Consider the following 18043-nt stretch of genomic DNA (forward strand, 5'->3'; position numbering starts at 1 on the left):
GAAGACTCCCCGCTGAATTCAGTTCTACCGTGGCGCGGCTCGTACGGTGAGAATATGGGCAGGCTGGATGTGGGGGTCGAGGCGTACATAATTGCTCTGTCTCCAGCGGTACGACTCGCCCGACAGCTCGTCGTCGACGACGAACTCCGCGTTCCAGTCGAGACCGATGGCGGGCAGGTCGAGATCCACGGTCGCCTCATGGGTGTGGTGTGGGTCCAAGTTGATGACCGCGAGCACGACGTCGCCCATCCCGTGCCTTCGTGTGGCCGGGTCGTAGGCGCTCGGCAGCCGTTTGGAGAAGCAAACGATGTCCGGTTGGTCGACCCTGTGGAATCGTAGGTTACGCAATTCCTGCAGTGCCGGATGCGCTCTTCGGAACAAATTCAGATGAGTGATGAAGGGAGCCAGACTACGTCCCTCGCGTTCGGCTGTGACCCAATCGCGAGGCTTGTACTGATATTTTTCGCTATCCAGGTATTCTTCGCTACCCGGGCGTACCGGTACGTTCTCCCCCAGTTCATACCCGGAGTAGACACCCCAGGCCGGCGACGCCAGCGCGGCCAGCACCGCCCTGATCTTGAACGCGGGGACGCCGCCGTGCTGCAGATATTCGTGCAGGATGTCCGGCGTGTTGACGAACAGGTTCGGCCGCAGATAGTGCGAGGTCTCGTGGGCCAGCTCCGACAGGTAGCCCTCCACGTCGTACTTGGAGTTCTTCCACGTGTAGTACGTGTACGACTGGTGGAAGCCGACCTTGGCCAGCGCGCGCATCATCGCCGGCCGGGTGAACGCCTCCGACAGGAAGATCACGTCGGGATCGGTCGTGTGGATGTCGGCCAGCAGCCGCTCCCAGAACATCACCGGCTTCGTGTGCGGATTGTCCACCCGGAAGATGCGTACGCCGTGCCGCATCCAGTGCAGCAGCACCCGCTTGACCTCGGCGTAGACGCCCTCCGGGTCCTTGTCGAAGTTGACCGGGTAGATGTCCTGATATTTCTTCGGCGGGTTCTCGGCGTACGCGATCGACCCGTCCGCCCTGATCGTGAACCACTCCGGGTGCTCCTTCACCCACGGGTGGTCGGGCGAGCACTGCAGCGCGAAGTCGAGCGCCACCTCCATGCCCAGCTCCCTGGCCCGGCCGACGAACTCGTCGAAGTCCTCCAGCGTGCCGAGGTCGGGGTGGACGGCGTCGTGACCGCCGTCCTCCGACCCGATCGCCCACGGCGAACCGGGATCGTCGGGCTCGGGACTGAGCGTGTTGTTGCGCCCTTTGCGGTGCGTCGTGCCGATTGGGTGGACGGGCGGCAGGTAGACGACGTCGAAGCCCATCTTGGCGATCGCGGGCAGCCGCCTGGCGGCGGTCTGGAAGGTGCCGGACTTGGACACGCCGAACTCGTCGACGATCGCCCCCTCCGACCGGGGGAAGAACTCGTACCAGGAGCCGTAGAGCGCCCTGCGCCGGTCGACCCTGATCTTGTGCGACCTGGACCTGGTCACCAGCTCGCGGAACGGGTGGGCCTGCAGCAGCGCGGCGGTCTCGGGAAGCTGGGCGATCGACAACCGCGCCCGCGGGTCGAGATCCTCGTCCCGCAGCGTGGCGGAGATCGACAGCAGCGCCGCGCGGTGCCCGCACGCGCTCTCGCCGTTGCCGTTCTGCCTGCGCTGCCCGTTCGCGCCGGCGTGCCCCTCCTGGGCCGGCCGGTCGTTCGCGCAGTCGGCCACCCGCACGGCCCTGGCGGCCCGCTCGAACAGCCGCGCACCCTCCTCGCACATGAGGTCGACGTCCATCCCGCGCGGGATCTTGATCTCGGCGTCGTGCAGCCACGTGCTGATCGGATCGCTCCACGCCTCCACGCGGAACAGCCAGTCGCCCTCGGCCGGCAGGCACACCTCCACGCCCCAGCGGTCGGTGCCCGGCGCCAGCTCGCGCATCGGTCTCAGCCGCCCGCGCTGCCCGTCGGGCGCGGTCATCACCACGCCCGCGGCCACCGCGTCGTGGCCCTCTCTGAACACGGTCGCCGAGACCTCGAAGGTCTCGCCGGCGACCGCCTTGGCGGGCCACTGCCCGCAGTCGACGACGGGGGAGATGTCCGTGATGGGAATTCGTCCGATCATCGCATTCAAGGGTTTGCGGCGACACACTCGGTGCCGCCGGAGGCTTTCCGTGGATGCACACGCCGTTGCCGGTGGTCCGCTGGAGGCGGCCTACCCTGGCAGTAACGATCCTTGCACGTTATTTCTGGACAGCAGCGGATAGACCTCCCGAGTGTGTCTGTGGGAGGGCCAACAAAGAGGAAAGTTGCCCCAATGGTGCCTCTTCATGCTTGTTCCTGGAAGGGGTTTGAACGGTCATCATGAGGGTGAAGGACTGAGAGGTCCCTCCTAGCCCGTAGGGTGCAGAAACGTGAGAGCTATCCGCCGGTTTACCGTCCGCACCGTCCTGCCCGCGGAGCTGGCCGCCCTCGGCGAGCTCGTGCACAATCTCCGCTGGTCCTGGCACCCGGAGACGATGGACCTCTTCTCCGAGGTCGACGCCGCCCTCTGGGAGCGGGTCGGGCACGACCCCGTCGCCCTGCTCGGCGCCGTCACCCCCGCCAGGCTGTCCGAGCTGGCCGCCGACCGCCGCTTCCTGCGCCGCCTCGCCGACGCCGCCGACGACCTGCGCGAGTACATGACCTCGCCGCGGTGGTACCAGACGCTGCCCGACACCGCGCGGGCCATCGCCTACTTCTCCCCCGAGTACGGCATCGCCGCGGCCCTCCCGCAATATTCGGGCGGTCTCGGCATCCTCGCGGGAGACCACCTCAAGGCCGCCAGCGACCTGGGCGTGCCGATCCTCGCGGTCGGCCTGCTCTACCGCCACGGCTACTTCACGCAGTCGTTGTCGCCCGAGGGCTGGCAGCAGGAGCACTACCCGTCGCTCGACGCCGGCGGGCTGCCGCTCACCCTGCTCAAGGACGCCGACGACACGCCGGTCAAGATCCGCATCGGGCTGCCGGACGAGCGGATGTTGCACGCCCAGGTGTGGGTGGCGCAGGTGGGCCGGGTGCCGCTGCTGCTGCTCGACTCCGACGTGGCCGACAACGACACCGCCGCCCGCGACGTCACCGACCGGCTCTACGGCGGCGGCACCGACCACCGGCTCATGCAGGAGCTGCTGCTGGGCGTGGGCGGTGTACGCGCGATCAGGGCGTACTGCAAGATCACCGGGCATGCCGAACCCGAGGTGTTCCACACCAACGAGGGCCACGCCGGATTCCTGGGACTCGAGCGCATCCGCGAGCTGACCGAGGCGCGGCTCTCCTTCGACGAGGCGTGGGAGGCGGTGCGGGCCGGCACGGTGTTCACCACGCACACGCCCGTGCCCGCCGGGATCGACCGCTTCCCCGTCGAGATGATCGCCCGCCACTTCGGCGGATCGAACGCCTGGCCCACCGTGCCCGTCGATCGCATCCTGGCGCTGGGCGCGGAGTCTGATCCCGACCGGTTCAACATGGCCGTCATGGGCATGCGCCTGGCGCAGCGCGTCAACGGCGTGTCCCGGCTGCACGGCGAGGTCAGCAGGGAGATGTTCAAGGGCCTCTGGCCGGGCTTCGACCTGGACGAGGTGCCGATCGGCTCGATCACGAACGGCGTGCACGCCCCCACGTGGGTGGGGCGCGAGCTCATGGAGCTGGCCGACCGCGAGCTGCCCTCCCTGATCGAACGCGCCCGCGGCTGGGACGGCATCCAGAAGATCCCCGACGGCGACATCTGGCAGATCAGGGGAACGCTGCGCAGGCAGCTCGTCGAGGGCGCCCGCGTGCGGTTGCGCCGGTCGTGGCGCGAGCGCGGGGCCTCCGACGCCGAGCTGGGGTGGATCGACGACGCCCTCGACCCCGACGTGCTCACGATCGGGTTCGCCAGGCGCGTCCCCTCCTACAAGCGGCTCACGCTCATGCTGCGCGACCCCGAGCGGCTCACCGAGCTGCTGCTCGACCCCGACAAGCCGGTCCAGATCGTGATCGCGGGCAAGGCCCATCCGGCCGACGAGGGCGGCAAGAAGCTGATCCAGCAGATCGTCAAGTTCGCCGACCAGCAGGAGGTCCGCCACCGCATCGTCTTCCTGCCCGACTACGACATGGCGCTCGGCCGGCTCATGGTGCAGGGTTGCGACGTCTGGCTGAACAACCCGCTGCGCCCGCTGGAGGCGTCCGGCACGTCCGGGATGAAGTCCGCGCTCAACGGCGGCCTCAACCTGTCCATCCGCGACGGCTGGTGGGACGAGTGGTACGACGGCTCCAACGGCTGGGCGATCCCCACCGCGGACGGCGTGGCCGACACCGACCGCCGCGACGAGCTGGAGGCCGCCGCTCTCTACGACCTGATCGAGCACGAGGTGTCCGACCGGTTCTACGACCGTCCCGGCGACGGGCTGCCCCGGCGGTGGATGGAGATGGTCAAGCACACGCTGGCCTCGCTCGGGCCTAAGGTGCTCGCCGGGCGCATGCTGCGCGACTACGTCGTGACCCTGTACAACCCGGCGGCCGGCGCGGCCAGGGCGCTGTCCGCCGACGGGTACGCGCCGGCGAAGGCGTTCGCCGCCTGGCGGCTGCGGGTCGCCAAGGCGTGGCCGGGCGTCAGGGTCGAGCATGCCGAGGCCACGGGCGTGGGCGACACCCCGGAGGTCGGGTCGTCGATCGAGCTGCACGCCACGATCGCGCTCGGCGAGCTGGAGCCCGCCGACGTGCGGGTCGAGGCCGTCTACGGCAAGGTCGGGCCGCACGACGAGCTGGTGCGTCCCGCGTACGCGAAGCTGGAGATGACCTCGGCGGAGGACGACGGGCGGGCGCACTACACCGGGGTCGTCCCGCTCGACCACACGGGCGCCTTCGGCTACACCGTGCGCGTCGTCCCGCACCACCCGCTCGTCGTCACCCCGGCCGAGCTGGGCCTCATCACGGTGCCCGAGGAGCCCGCGGGCATGACGAACGGGACTCTGCGCTAACCAGCAGCTCGGGATCCCGGCGCAAGCGGCATAATCGGGACCGTGGACGACAGCGGCAACGGCCTGCGGGCCGACACTCTGGTGGCCACGGTCCGCGGTGTGCTGCCGTCCCTGACGCCTGCCGCCCAGACCGTCGCCCGCCTCATCCTCGAAGATCCCGCCACGGTGGCGCGGAGCACCATCACGGAGCTCTCCGCCGCCTCCGGCACCAGCGAGGCCACGATCGTGCGCACGGCGCGGCTGCTCGGGTTCGCGGGCTATCCGCAACTCCGGTTAGCTCTGGCGGCCGCCGCCGCGCAGCCCGACCGGCTGGTGCCCGGCGACCTGGCCCCCGACGACCCGCTGTCGGAGGTCATCCACAAGGTGGCGCGGGCCGAGTCGGAGGCGATCAACGACACGGTCGCGCAGCTGACCTCCGAGCGGCTCGGGCTCGTGGTCGACGCCGTCGTCGGCGCGCGGCGGATCGACGCCTACGGGGTCGGCGCGTCGGGCCTGGTGGCCGAGGACTTCGCCCAGAAGCTGCTGCGCATCGGGCTGTCCAGCCACGCGTTCCAGGACGCGCACCTGGCGCTGACCAGCGCGGTGCTGCTGAAACACGGCGACGTGGCGCTCGGGGTCAGCACCTCGGGGGAGACCCCCGACGTGATCGAGCCGCTGACCCGGGCCGCCGAGGGCGGGGCCACGACCGTCGCCATCACCAACAACCCCCGCTCCACCATCGCGGAGCTGGCCGAACACGTGCTGATCTCGGCCGGGCGCGAGACGGAGTTCCGTCCCGGCGCCCTGGCCAGCCGGATCAGCCAGCTCCTCGTCGTCGACTGCGTGTTCGTCGGCGTCGCCCAGCGTACGTTCGACTCCTCTCAGGAGGCGCTCGCGAGCACCAGGCGCGCCGTCAACGCGTTCACCCGGAGAACGTCACCCGCACGTCGTCAGCCTTGACGAACATCACGCGGTGGCCGAACTGGATCTGCAGATACCTCGTCCTGCCCCGCACCACCTTGTGGTCCTCCAGGTCGAACGTGACCGCCCGGTAGTACTCCGTCGCGGCCGGCCCGGCGAGGGTGTACCTCTCGCCGGCCGAGAACGTGTACTGCAGCGGGGTCACCTGCTGGTAGGGGATGCCCTCGGGGTAGGCCTCCGCCTCCGGGTACGCCCGGCCGTAGACCGGGACGGTCGTCTTGCCGGGCTTGGGGGTGACCACCAGGCCCATGGAGGGCACGGCCGTGGGCGCGCTCTTCGGGTTGTGGAACCACGCCTTCTGGCCGAGATACCAGATGGCGGTCCAGTCGCCCTGCCGGCCGGCCACGGCGAAGCGCTGGCCGGTGCTCGCTCTGGCGCTGTGGTCGTACACGCTGTAGAGCGACTCGCCCGTGGGGTGCTTGCCGATGTCCTTGACCAGCGGGGCGTCGTCGCGCGGCTCGGTGCGGAGCCAGACGGTGCCGGCGGGGAGCGGCGGGCAGGCGGCCTCGGGGTTCTGGCGGTCGCAGCCATAGAAGTACGGCTTATTCGTCGCGAAGTCCGGCTTTATCATGACCGAGCCGGATTTGGGGCCGCCGAGGCCGTGCAGCGGCGCGCCCATCAGCTGGAAGTAGTGCGCCCAGTCCCAGAACGGGCCCGGGTCCTCGTGCATCTGCCTGACCGTGGTCGGCAGCGTGCCGGGGACGTTGTCGTGACCCAGGATGTGGGCCCGGTCCATCGGGACGCCGTGCCGCAGCGCAAGGTAGCGGACCAGGCGGGCGGAGGAGCGGTACATCGCCTCGGTGTACCAGGTGCCGCCCTCGGCCAGGAAACCCTCGTGCTCGATGCCGATGGACTTGGCGTTGACGTACCAGTTGCCGGCCTGCCAGGCGACGTCCTTGGCCTTGACGTGCTGGGCGATGTGGCCGTCGGTGGAGCGGACGGAGTACTGCCAGCTGGCGCCGTACGTGGGGTCCTGGTTGAGGCGGATGGAGGGCAGGAAATATCCCTCCATGTCGTGAATGATGATGTACTCGATCTTCTGGCTGAACGGGCGGTTGGCCAGGTCGTAGTGGCCGTAGTCGTCGTTCGGAAGCTCCTGGTACGCCGACGGGATCCACTCGCACGAGATCGACGCCGGGCACTCCACGCCGTCGGTCCCCGGCTTGCGCAGCCCGAGCTTGTCCAGCCACTTCTCGATCTTCGTGAGCCCGGGGACGGGGGCCAGCCTGACCTGGTGGCCGTCGTCCGTCGTCCGCTCGGCGCCTTCCTTGATCGTCGCGAAGACCTCGTCGGCGAAGAACCTGGCCGCGCTCGCCTCCTCGGCTCCTGAGTATTTCGCGACGGCGCCGTACCAGTCGCCTGGCTCGTCGCTCAGCGGCGCGCCGAGCGCCTTCTGGTAGTCCGCGAGCAGCGCCGCGCCGCCGCGGATGTTGGCGGCGGCGTCCGTACGCAGGCGCTCCCGGCTCTCGCCGGTGAGCTCGGCGGCCTTCTCCATCGTGCGGAGCGAGGCAGGGAGGTCGGCGGGCGCGGGACGCGCGCTCGGGGCGGGCAGGGGCCTGCTGTCGTCGCCGCGCGCGTCCTCCTCACCCTCGTGGTGGTGGTTCGATCCGGTGAAGGCGGCGGCGTCGGTCAGGTGCATGGGCCCGAACCCGGCGTCGCTGGACGGCTGGCCGGCGTGGGCGTCCCAGCGCGACTCGAGGTAGGAGACGCCGAGCAGCACGCTCTCGGGCACCTGGAACTCCTCGGCGGCGGCGGCGAAGGCCGCCTGGCGGTCGGCGGGTTCCTGGGCGTGCGCCGCTGTCACGGTGCTTAACGGCAGGGCGGCGACGAGGGAGATCGCCAGTAGTCTGCGCATGAACCACTCCTTGGGGTGGGCTGGGGGCGCGTGGTGGGGTTCAGCGTCTCAATATTTTCCTTCGCAGGCGAGATCTTTGCGAAGAGATTCTTCATCCCGTACGGGGCCGGCCTCGCACTCCGCCGGGGGGCGGGAACCGGCGGCGCTCACTCCGGGTGCCCGCCGTGCCAGGAGCGCCAGAGCGCGGCGTACGCGCCGTCCGCCGCCACGAGCTCGTCGTGCGTGCCGAGCTCGGTGAGCCTGCCGTCCCGCAGCACGGCCACCCGGTCGGCGTCGTGGGCGGTCTGGAGTCGGTGGGCGATCGCGATGACGGTGCGCCCGGCGAGCACGGCGGCCAGCGCGCGCTCGGCGTGCCGCGCGGTGCGCGGGTCCAGCAGGGCGGTGGCCTCGTCGAGGATCAGCGTGTGCGGGTCGGCCAGCACCACGCGGGCCAGGGCCAGCTGCTGGGCCTGCGCGCCGTCCAGCCGCTCACCCTCCGGGCCCGGCTCGGTGTCAAGCCCGTCGGGGAGCTCGTCGATCCAGCCCGCGCCGACGGCGGCCAGCGCGGCGCGCAGCTCGTCGTCGGTGGCCTCGGGCGCGGCGATCCGCAGGTTGTCGCGCACGGTGCCGAGGAACACGTGATGCTCCTGGGTGACGAGCATGACCCGCTCGCGCAGCCGGGCGGGGTCGAGCCCGGCGACCGGCACCCGCCCTACGGTCACCGAGCCGGCGCTCGGGACGTCCATGCCCGCCAGCAGCCTGCCCAGGGTGCTCTTGCCCGCGCCGGACGGCCCGACGACGGCCAGCCGCTCGCCTGGCTGCACCGTCAGGTCCACCCCGTGCAGGACGTCGGGGCCACCGTCGTAGGCATAGCGCACATCAGACACCTGCAGCCGGTCGTCGGCCGGCTCGGGGGCGGCGGTGTCCTGGTCCGTCCGAGGGGCCAGGCCGGCGCCCTCCACCCGGGCGAAGGAGGCGGCGCCGCTCTGGAGGCGTTCCATGTTGAGCAGGATGACGTCGAGCGGCTGGGAGAGCTGGCGCAGGTAGAGCGCGGCGGCGACCACCGTGCCCAGGGTCACGGCGCCCTGCCCGAGCAGCACGCCGCCGGCGAGCAGGACGGCGACCACCGGGATGGCGTAGGAGACGTCCACGACGGGGAAGAGCACGCTGCGCAGGAACAACGTCCGGGTGCGGGTGCCCCGGCACCGGTCGATCGCCTCCTGGCAGGTCTCGAGGCGGCGCCGCCCCAGCCCGAGGGCCTCCACCGTACGGGCGCCCGCGGTGGTGGCCGCGAGCTGCTCGGCGAGCTCCGAGTTGGCGGCCCCTTCGGCGAGGTAGGCCGGCACCGCCCGGCGCAGGTACCACCGGGCGGCGAACCAGATGCCCGTCAGCCCGAGCACGCCGCACCCGCCCAGCAGCGGGTCGAGGACGACGACCGCGCCCATCACGAACACCGCCTGCACGCTCGCGATCAGCACGTCGGGACCCGCGCCGCGCAGCATGGTGCCCACCGCCGCGACGTCGGCAGTGCCGCGGGTGGTCAGGTCGCCCGCCCCGGCGCGCTCGACCACCCCCACCGGCAGCGCGAGCACGCGGCCGGTGAACTCCTCGCGGATGCGCGCCAGCGTACGCTCGCCGAAGCGGTGCCCGATGTGGCCGGAGTAGCGGACCAGCAGGAACTGGGCCAGCGCGAACCCGAGGAGCGCGAGCGCCAGCCGGTCCACGGTGGCGACCCCGGCGCCGTTCCGCACCTCGTCGATGATGCGGCCGAGCAGCCACGGGCCGGCCAGTCCCGCGGCGGAGGCCAGCGCGTTGAGCACGACCATGGCGCAGAACGCGCGCCAGTCCAGCCGGATGAGCCGGAACGCCGCCCTGCGCAGCCGGGCGGAATCAGCCACCGGCAGGGCGCCGCCCGTCATCGGGCCGCTTCCCTGCTGCCATCGTCCTCCCTGGCCACCAGGGCGCGGTAGCCGGGGTGCCCGCCCAGGAGCTCGCCGTGCCCGCCGGTCGCCACGACGGAGCCGCCCGCCAGGTAGTGGACGGTGTCCGCATGGGCCAGCACGAGGGGCGACGTGGTGGTGACGACCGTGGTGCGGCCTGCTCGCGCCGTGCGCATCCGGGCGGCGATGGTCGCCTCGGTGTGCGCGTCCACGGCCGAGGTCGGCTCGGCCGCGAGGAGGATCTCGGGGTCGGCAAGCAGGGCCCTGGCCAGGCGTACGCGCTGGCGCTGGCCTCCCGACAGGTTGCGGCCCTGCGCGTCGACGCGCGCGTCCAGCCCGCCGGGCAGGCCGCGGACGATGTCGTCCGCCATGGCCGCGTGGACGGCGAGGCCGAGGGCGTCGTCGCCGGGGTCGAGCCGGCCCGCGACGACGTCGCGCAATGTGCCCGCGAACAGGTCGGCCTCGTTGTCGGCCACCAGGATCCGCTCCCGGAGCCGCGCCGGATCGATGTCGCTCAGCCGGATCCCGCCCCAGGTCGCGGCGGGTCCGGCGAACCCGCCCAACCGGTCGAGCACCGCCGCCGCCTCCGCCGGACGGGCGCTGACCAGGGCGGTCAGCCGTCCCGGCGCGATCTCCACGCCCGAGACCGGATCGCGCAGCACCGACATGGGGGCGGGCGGGTCCACCGGGTCGTCCTTGACCGCGGCGGCGGGTTCCAAGCCCAGGAACCGCACGACCCTGCGGGCGGCGACCAGGCCGCGGCTGAGGCCGTAGCCGCCCTCGATGAAGAACGACACGGGCACCACCAGCACCGCGGCGTACCCGTAGACCGCCACCAGTTCGCCCGCGGTGATGTCGCCCCGCGCGGCCATCCGGGCCGCCAGCCAGGTCACCGCGCCGAGGAACAGGGTGGGCAGGCCCACCCCGAGAGCCTGGATCCAGCTCGTCACCGCGCCGACCCGGTAACCCTGCTCCCGCAGCTCCCGGGAGCCGCGGCGGTAGCGCTCGGCGTACACGTCCTTGCCGCCGACGCCGTTGAGGACCCGCAGCCCCGCGGCGATGTCCCCGAACCGGGCGGCGAGCTCGCCCTGGCGCGAGCGGTAGCCGGTCTCGGCGCCCCGCAGCCGCCCCAGCAGCGGGCCGAGCACGACCACCAGCAGCGGCACGCCCAGCAGGACGACCGCGGCGAGCAGCGGCGAGACCGACAGCAGCAGCCCGGCCACGACGACGTAGGCGAGGACCGAGCCGACGCCGGGGCCGGTGACGGTCAGCGCCTCGGACATCATGGCCACGTCGGTGAACCCGATCGTGACCACCTCCCCGGCCGTGACCTGGCGCGGCAGCGCCGCGCCCAGGCGCGTCGCCTGCAGGGCCAGCACCTGCACGGAACGGAACGCGGCGTCCATCCGCACCCGGGTCATCGTCCGGTGCCGCATGATGGCCAGCCACGCGGTCAGCACCCCGTAGCCCAGTAACGCCGCCGCCCAGCCGGCCAGCGCGGGCGTGGGCTCCGGCGTCAGCCCGTCGTCGATGGCGCGGGACAGCAGGTAGGGGGCGAGCGTCAGGCAGACCGTCCAGCCGGTGCCGAGCAAGGCCCCGGCCACGACCCTGCCGCGCTGGCTGGTGACCAGCCACCAGAGATAGCGTCCGGCACTCCGGCTGTCAGGAGTGCCGGGGTCCATGGTGGCCGAGGTCATGGCTGGACCTTATGTGCCGGTCCCCTCGGCCTGACCGGCGGGTTCGCGGCGGGCGTACGAAGAATCCCGCGTGGCCGCTCAGGGGATGAGGACGACCTTGCCCGTCGTCGCCCGGCTCTCCAGCGCGGCGTGCGCGGCGGCGGCCTGCGCCAACGGGAACGCCTGCACGGCCGGCGTCAGCGTGCCGTCGGCGGCCGCCGCCAGCGCGCGGGCCTCGTACGCGGGCCGCTGCTCAGGCCTGCCGATCAGGATCAGGAGGGCGTTGGTCACCGTGAGGTCCCGTTCCTTGAGCAGCTCGGGGGCGGGCCGGAAGTCCTGCTGCGAGGCGTTGCCGATGATGAGGTGCCGCCCGCCGTCGGCCAGCAGCTCGTACGCGGCCCGCGCCTTGTCGCCGCCGACCCCGTCGAGCAGGGCGGTGACGGTACGGCCGCCCAGCCGCTCGGCCAGCGAGCGTTCCCAGCCGGGCTCGTCGTAGTCGACGGCCAGGTCGGCGCCGAGCGAGCGGACGGCCGCGACCTTGGTGGGGCCGCCCGCCGCGCCGATGACGGTGGCGCCGAGGGCGTGCGCGTACTGCACGACCAGGCGGCCGATCCCTCCGGCGGCCGAGGTCACCAGCACCACGTCGTCGGAGGTCAGCTCGGCCACGTCGAGGAACTCCAGCGTCGTGCGCCCGGTGACGACCATGGCGACGGCCGTCTCGTGTCCCAGCCCGGCGGGCAGCCGGTGCACCGACGCGACGTCGGCGACGGCCAGCTCGGCGTAGCCCCCGGGCTCCCCGGCCGAGGTCACGACGTCGCGCCCGAGCCAGGAGGGGTCGACGTCCGGGCCCACGGCGTCCACCCGGCCCGCCACCTCGCCGCCGAAGATGGCCGGCAGTTCCGGCAGGGGCGGCAGCGAATCGCTGACCATGCCCGAGCGCATCATGGTCTCCACCAGGTGCACGCCCGCCGCCTTGACGGCGATGCGCACCTGACCGGGGCCTGGCTCGGGGTCGGGGACGGTTTCATAGCGGAAATTTCCGGCCGGGCCAAAGGCGTGCAGGACGACGGCGTGCATGGGTGCTCCTTAGAGGTCGTGGCTTGGCCCTCCGAGGGTGCAACCTCAACCATGCTTGATGTCAACTGCGACGTCCAGGACAGTCTTGTCACTCTTGCAATCTTGTATGACAATGTTTCGCGTCTGACAAGAAGCCTGATGGAGAGGTGTGTGTCGATTGCGAACTTCCGACTGGCCACGTACGGCGACCCGCTGGACACAGCTGACGCTGGCCGAGGACGACCCGGCGCATCTCGATGTCGACTTCTGGACCTCCGTGATGCGCGACAGCAGGTCGAATGCGCTCTGCATCAGCGCGGGCGGCTACATCGCCTACTATCCGACCCGCATCCCCTTCCACCACCGCAGCACCTACCTCGGTGACACCGACCCCTTCGGCACCCTCGTGGAGGCCGCCAGGGGACTGGGCATGCACGTCATGGCGCGGGTCGACCCGCACGCCGTGCACGCCGACGCCGCGCGGGCACATCCCGAATGGCTGGCGTGCGACGCGGAGGGGGCGCCCATCGAGCACTGGTCGTATCCCGGCATCTGGCTGACGTGCGCCTTCACCGGCTACCACCGGGAGTTCATCACCGAAGTGGCCCGCGAGATCATCCGCGAGTACGACGTGGACGCGATCTTCGCGAACCGGTGGGAGGGATACAGCGGCATCTCCTACAGCGAGGCCGCGCGGCGTTCGTTCCGTGACGACACGGGATTCGACCTGCCGCGACGCGAGCACGACCCGTCCGACCCCGCCTGGCCCGTCTACGTGGCCTGGCGCCGGCGCAGGCTCAGCGAGCTGGTGGCGATCTGGGACGCCGCGGTCAAGGACGTGCGACCGCATGCCCGGTTCATCCCCAACCTGGGCGCGTTCGCCGCCCGCGACCTGGAACCTGAGCTGGTCGAGCGGGTCTACCCCATGTTCGTGGTGGACAAGCAGGGGCGTTCCGGCATCGAGGCGCCATGGGTGGCGGGCCGGGTCGCCAAACGCAGCCGGGGGTTGTTCCCCGACCGGCCGGTCGGGCTGATCACCTCCGTCGGCCCCGAGTACCACCAGCACCGGTGGAAGGACTCCGTGGCGCCGCCCGAGGAGGTGACGACGTGGATCGTGGACGGGTTCGCGCAGGGCGCGCTCCCGTGGTTCACGAAGTTCAACGCCACCGTCTCCGACCCCCGGTGGGTGCCGGCCGTGGTCACGGCGTTCGGCCTGCACGCGCGGCTGGAGCCGGTGTTGTCGGCGATGCCGGTCAGCGCCGAGGTCGCGCTGCTCGACCCGAGCACCACCGGGCAGCTGCGCACGGGGGCGGCGCACACCTCTCCCGACGACGACGGTTTCTACCAGGCGCTGGTGGAGGCGCGGATCCCGTTCGACCTCGTCGCCGCCCAGGCGCTGTCCGCCGAGCGGCTGCGGCCGTACAAGGTGCTGGTCCTGGCCAACAGCGAGCAGCTCAGCGACGAGCAGTGCGCGGTGATCCGCGCGTACGTGGCCGCGGGCGGCGGGCTGGTGGCCGCGCACCAGTCGTCCCTGTACGACGAGCACGGCGCCCCGCGCGCCGGCTTCGGCCTCGCCGACGTGCTGGGCGTCGACCTGGTCGAGCCCGTCAGAGGCCCGGTGCGGAACAACTACATCGCCCTGACCGGCGAGCACCCGGTGAACGCCGGCTTCGGGAGCGCCAGGCGGATCATCGGCGGCACCCGGCTGCTGCGGGTCGAGGCCCGCGAGGGCACGCAGGTGCCGTTCCGCTTCGTGCCGGACTTCCCCGACCTGCCGATGGAGGAGCTGTACGCGCGCGAGGAGCCGGACGCCCCGGCCGTCGTCACCAGCGACGCTCAGGGCCGGGTGGTCTACTTCGCGTTCGACCTGGGGGCGGTCTTCTGGGAGGCGCTCCAGGCGGACCACGGCCGGTTGATCGCCGACGCGGTGCGATGGTCGCTCGGCGGCGAGCCCGCCGCGACCGTGCGCGGGCCCGGCCTGGCCGACCTCGCCGTACGCCGCGACGACGACGGCGTCGCGGTGACCGTGGTCAACCTCAACAACCCGATGGCCATGCGCGGCGCCATCAGGGAGACCATCCCGCTGCCGCCGCAGACGGTCAGCGTCGCGCTGCCGCCGGGTGTTCAGGGGGCCACGGCGCGCCTGCTGGTCGCGGACTCCGAGACCGCCGCCGAGGTCCGTGACGGCCGCGTGGAGGTGGCGCTGACCGGCGTCGAGCTCATCGAGGTCGTGCACCTCACGTGGGAGCGCCGGTGAACGGGCGGCCCTGGTGGCGGGAGCCGTTCCGGATGTTCCAGACCAATCTCCGCGAGGTCGACGCGGGGCTCGACGTTGAGCGGGTGCTCGACCACCTGGAGGGGTTCGGGGCGAACGCGTGGCTGATCAGCGTCGGCGGCATCCTGTCCAACTATCCGACCGGCCTGGACTTCCAGACGCGCAACCCGTACCTCGCCGGGCGGCCGTCGGGTGACCTGGTCGGCGACGCGGTCGCCGCGGCCCGCCGCAGGGGGATACGCGTGCTGGCCCGCATGGACTTCTCCAAGATCGACCACCGGCGGGCCGAGGAGCACCCCGAGTGGTGCTTCGTCGCCCCCGACGGCGCCGCCCAGGTCTACAACGGCCTGACGAGCGTCTGCCCGAGCGGCGACTACTACCAGGTCAAGCTGTTCGAGGTGATCGGCGAGGTCCTCGACCGGTACGCGGTCGACGGCTTCTTCCTCAACTGGATGTCGTTCAACGAGGTCGACTACAGCCGGCGCTACCGGGGCGTGTGCCACTGCCTGGCCTGCGCCCGCCGCTACGCCGGGCAGGCCGGCGAGGAGCTGCCCGAAGGCCGGGACTCGCCCGGATACCTGCGCTGGCGGCGGTTCGCTCGCGAGACGCTCGACGACCTGCACGCCCGGATCAGAGCGGCGATCGCCGGCCGGCGCCCCGACGCGGCGCTGATCCTGGGCGAGCACGCCGACATCGTCTTCCACGAGGCGAACAACGCCGTCGGCCGGCCGCTCTGGCACCACCGCACCAGCGAGCACGTCAGCGCGGCCAAGTCGTATCGGCCGGACGTGCCCGTGCTGGTCAACTCGGTGGGGTTCGTGGACATGCCGTACCGGATGGCGGGGGAGGAGCCGTACCACTTCGCCCAGTATCTGCTCCAGGCGATCTCCCGGGGAGCGGTCCCGTCCACGTACATCATGGGGACGCCTGACGACAGCCCGTACGAGTGCCTGGAGATCGCGGGCGAGATCACCCGCTTCCACCGCGACCACGCGGAGACCTACCGGGACCTCGTCTCCGAGGCGCGCACGCTGCTGGTGCGTCCCGACCCGCTGAAGGATCCGCCGAAGGGCGCCCTCTCCGAGTTCCAGGGGCTCTACCTGGCGTTGCTGGAGCGGCATCTCCCGTTCGACGTGCTGCCGGAGGACAGGCTGCCGGTGAGCGACCTGTCCAGGTACCGGCTGATCGTGTTGCCGGATCTCGGCCCGATGGAGGCGGGGCGGGTGCTCGACGCGTACGCGGCGGCCGGGGGGACGGTGCTGGCGACCGGTTCGACCGGCTTCGACGCGGACGAGGCCCGGCTCGCCTGCCTGCCCGTGACCCGCCGCCTGGCGAGCAGGGAGACCGAGGAGGCGACGCGCTCGCTCCACCTGCGCGGCGACAGGGGCATGGTGCCGGTCATCGGCGCCTTCCACGTGGTCGAGCCCGCCGAGGGGGCGGAGACGGGGCTGTTCGCACTCTCCAGGGCCAGGTACGGCCCGCCGGAGAAGTGTCACGGCCACCGCGAGACCGGCCATCCCGGCTGGTTGGGCGCCCGGTACGGCAAGGGCAAGGGCGTGCTCATGCCGTGGACGGTCGGCCGCGGCTACCGGGAGACCGGGCTGAGCGCGCACCGGGACCTGTTCGCGGACCGCGCGCTGGCCGCCGCCGAGGGGCTGGCGGTGGAGACCGGCCTGCCGGAACAGGTGGAGATCGTCCCCGCCCGCTCGGCCGCCGGGCACGTGATCCACCTGCTCAACCGGTCGGGCGACGCCGACCAGCGGTTCCGCCGCCCGGTGCCGATCGGCGCGTCGTGGCTGGGGCTCCCGTGGCCGGGCGAGCGGCGGGTGCGCGCCCTGCGCGCGGGCCGCGAGCTGGAGGTGTCCGGCGGCCGCGTGCGGCTGCCGGAGGTGGGCCTGTACGAAGTCCTGCTGATCACTGACCGCTGAAGATTGTCAAACAAGTATTCATGACCTATTGACGGTCACGTCATACAACTGAACACTAGGGCTTCACTCAGCCCCTGTGAGAACGACGGGAGTAACAGTGATGAGCGGACTCGATCGGCGGGGATTCCTGAAGCTGGCTGCGGCGGGGGCGCTGGGGGCCGGCCTCGTGGCATGCGGCGGTGACTCGGGGAGCGGCGGCGGCGCCACGCTGAGATACGCCTGGTGGGGTAACACCATCCGCCAGCAGAACTACACCAAGGCCCTCAAGGAGTTCGCCGCCAAGAACCCGGGCATCCAGGTCGAGCCGGAGTTCGCCGACTACTCCGCCTTCCAGGAGCGCATGACGACGCAGATGGCGGCCCGCGACGTCGCCGACATCTTCTGGATCGCCTCAGCGCAGGTGCTCACCTACCACAAGAGCAACATCTACCGCCGCCTCGACGACATCCCCACCCTCGACCTGTCCGACTACTCCCAGCAGGAGCTGGACTCGTTCAAGCTGGGCGGGCAGCTCAACACCATGCCGTTCGGCGTCTTCGTCCCCGTCATGCGCTACAACGAGACGTTCGCCGAGGAGGACGAGGTCGAGCTCCCGCCCGACGACGCCGACTGGGACGCCTGGGCGACCTTCCTCATCGACTACTCCAAGGACAACTCCGGCAAGCGCAAGGGCATGCCGTACGAAGCCGACGCCGACATGTGGTTCGAGGCGTGGCTGCGCCAGCGCGGCGAGCACCTGTGGACCGAGGACGGCAACGTGGGCTTCACCGCCGACAGCGTGCGCGCCTGGTTCGACTGGTGGGACAAGATGCAGAAGGCCGGGGCCGTGCTGACGCTCAGCGAGCAGGAGGGCATGGGCCCCGACTGGGCGCTGGTCGGCGAGAAGGTGCTGGCCAAGGTGGGCAACTCCAACCACATCATCGACGACGCCAAGATGTTCCCCGACCACCGCTTCAAGCTGCGCGGCGTGCCGGTGGCCAAGGACGCGCAGGCCGGTCACCCGTTCCTGTACTACCCCCGGATGGCGATATATCAGGGCATCGACGAGGAGAACCTGGAGGCGGCCGGCAAACTCATCAGCTACAACACCAACGACCCGGCCATGCTCAAGACCGTCGGCCTGACCATGGGCGCGCCGGTCAACCCCAAGCTCTTCCAGCAGACCCTCGACGGGGCTGGCGGGGACGAGAAGGAGATGCTCACCGCCGTACAGGCCGTCCGTGAGGCCGAGCGCCGCCCCCGCTTCGAGGCGCCCCCCGGCACGAGCACCTGGCGCACGGCCATGGCCAGGGCCGCCGAGGAGATCTCGCTCGGCCGGTTGAGCACCGCCGACGGCGCCCAGCGGCTCCTCGACGAGATCAAGACCGGCATCACGCGGGCGCGTTAG

General features: G+C 71.5%; 10 protein-coding genes. 5 read left to right on the forward strand and 5 right to left on the reverse strand.

Features of this window, described 5'->3' with window-relative positions; genetic code table 11:
- Positions 1-24: 24 nt before the first annotated feature.
- Positions 25-2115 carry an alpha-1,4-glucan--maltose-1-phosphate maltosyltransferase gene (locus ABGA98_RS12645; RefSeq protein WP_347618430.1) on the reverse strand — a complete coding sequence of 697 codons (2091 nt, stop codon included), beginning with the start codon at positions 2113-2115 and terminating at the stop codon, positions 25-27.
- A gap of 289 nt (positions 2116-2404) precedes the next feature.
- On the opposite strand from ABGA98_RS12645, the gene glgP reads away from it, so the two are divergent.
- Together glgP and ABGA98_RS12655 are read left to right on the forward strand one after the other, a co-directional pair.
- A complete protein-coding gene (gene glgP / locus ABGA98_RS12650) occupies positions 2405-4987 on the forward strand; it encodes an alpha-glucan family phosphorylase (RefSeq protein WP_347618431.1) in 2583 nt (860 codons plus the stop codon).
- Positions 4988-5029: 42 nt separating this feature from the next.
- Positions 5030-5926 carry a MurR/RpiR family transcriptional regulator gene (locus tag ABGA98_RS12655; RefSeq protein ID WP_132604877.1) on the forward strand — a complete coding sequence of 299 codons (897 nt, stop codon included), beginning with the start codon at positions 5030-5032 and terminating at the stop codon, positions 5924-5926.
- On the opposite strand, the gene ABGA98_RS12660 is transcribed toward ABGA98_RS12655, so the two are convergent.
- The 4 genes from ABGA98_RS12660 to ABGA98_RS12675 all read right to left on the reverse strand — a co-directional run bounded on the left by ABGA98_RS12660 (position 5889) and on the right by ABGA98_RS12675 (position 12474).
- Positions 5889-7802 (reverse strand): N-acetylmuramoyl-L-alanine amidase, encoded by a 1914-nt coding sequence (locus ABGA98_RS12660; protein WP_347618432.1) that lies wholly within the window; start codon positions 7800-7802, stop codon positions 5889-5891. The two genes, ABGA98_RS12655 and ABGA98_RS12660, sit on opposite strands and share 38 nt — an antisense overlap.
- A gap of 146 nt (positions 7803-7948) precedes the next feature.
- A complete protein-coding gene (locus ABGA98_RS12665) occupies positions 7949-9700 on the reverse strand; it encodes an ABC transporter ATP-binding protein (RefSeq protein ID WP_347618433.1) in 1752 nt (583 codons plus the stop codon).
- Entirely contained in the window at positions 9697-11418 is a 1722-nt protein-coding gene (locus tag ABGA98_RS12670) for an ABC transporter ATP-binding protein (RefSeq protein ID WP_347618434.1), read from the reverse strand. The genes ABGA98_RS12665 and ABGA98_RS12670 overlap by 4 nt, the downstream gene beginning before the upstream one ends.
- 78 nt (positions 11419-11496) lie before the next feature.
- The gene (locus ABGA98_RS12675; protein ID WP_347618435.1) at positions 11497-12474 is read right to left on the reverse strand and encodes a zinc-binding dehydrogenase; all 978 of its coding nucleotides are present in this window, start codon (positions 12472-12474) and stop codon (positions 11497-11499) included.
- A 157-nt stretch (positions 12475-12631) separates the two neighbouring features.
- Between ABGA98_RS12675 and ABGA98_RS12680 the strand changes: the two genes are divergently transcribed.
- From ABGA98_RS12680 to ABGA98_RS12690, 3 genes are all read left to right on the forward strand, one after another.
- Positions 12632-14710, forward strand: a complete 2079-nt coding sequence (locus ABGA98_RS12680; RefSeq protein ID WP_347618436.1) for a family 10 glycosylhydrolase — start codon at positions 12632-12634, stop codon at positions 14708-14710.
- Positions 14707-16656, forward strand: coding sequence for an alpha-amylase family protein (locus ABGA98_RS12685; protein ID WP_347618437.1), 1950 nt, complete (start codon positions 14707-14709; stop codon positions 16654-16656). The genes ABGA98_RS12680 and ABGA98_RS12685 overlap by 4 nt, the downstream gene beginning before the upstream one ends.
- 100 nt (positions 16657-16756) lie before the next feature.
- Entirely contained in the window at positions 16757-18043 is a 1287-nt protein-coding gene (locus ABGA98_RS12690) for an extracellular solute-binding protein (RefSeq protein ID WP_347618438.1), read from the forward strand.

The sequence above is a fragment of the Nonomuraea sp. B1E8 genome (assembly GCF_039871515.1).
Classification (GTDB): Bacteria; Actinomycetota; Actinomycetes; order Streptosporangiales; family Streptosporangiaceae; genus Nonomuraea.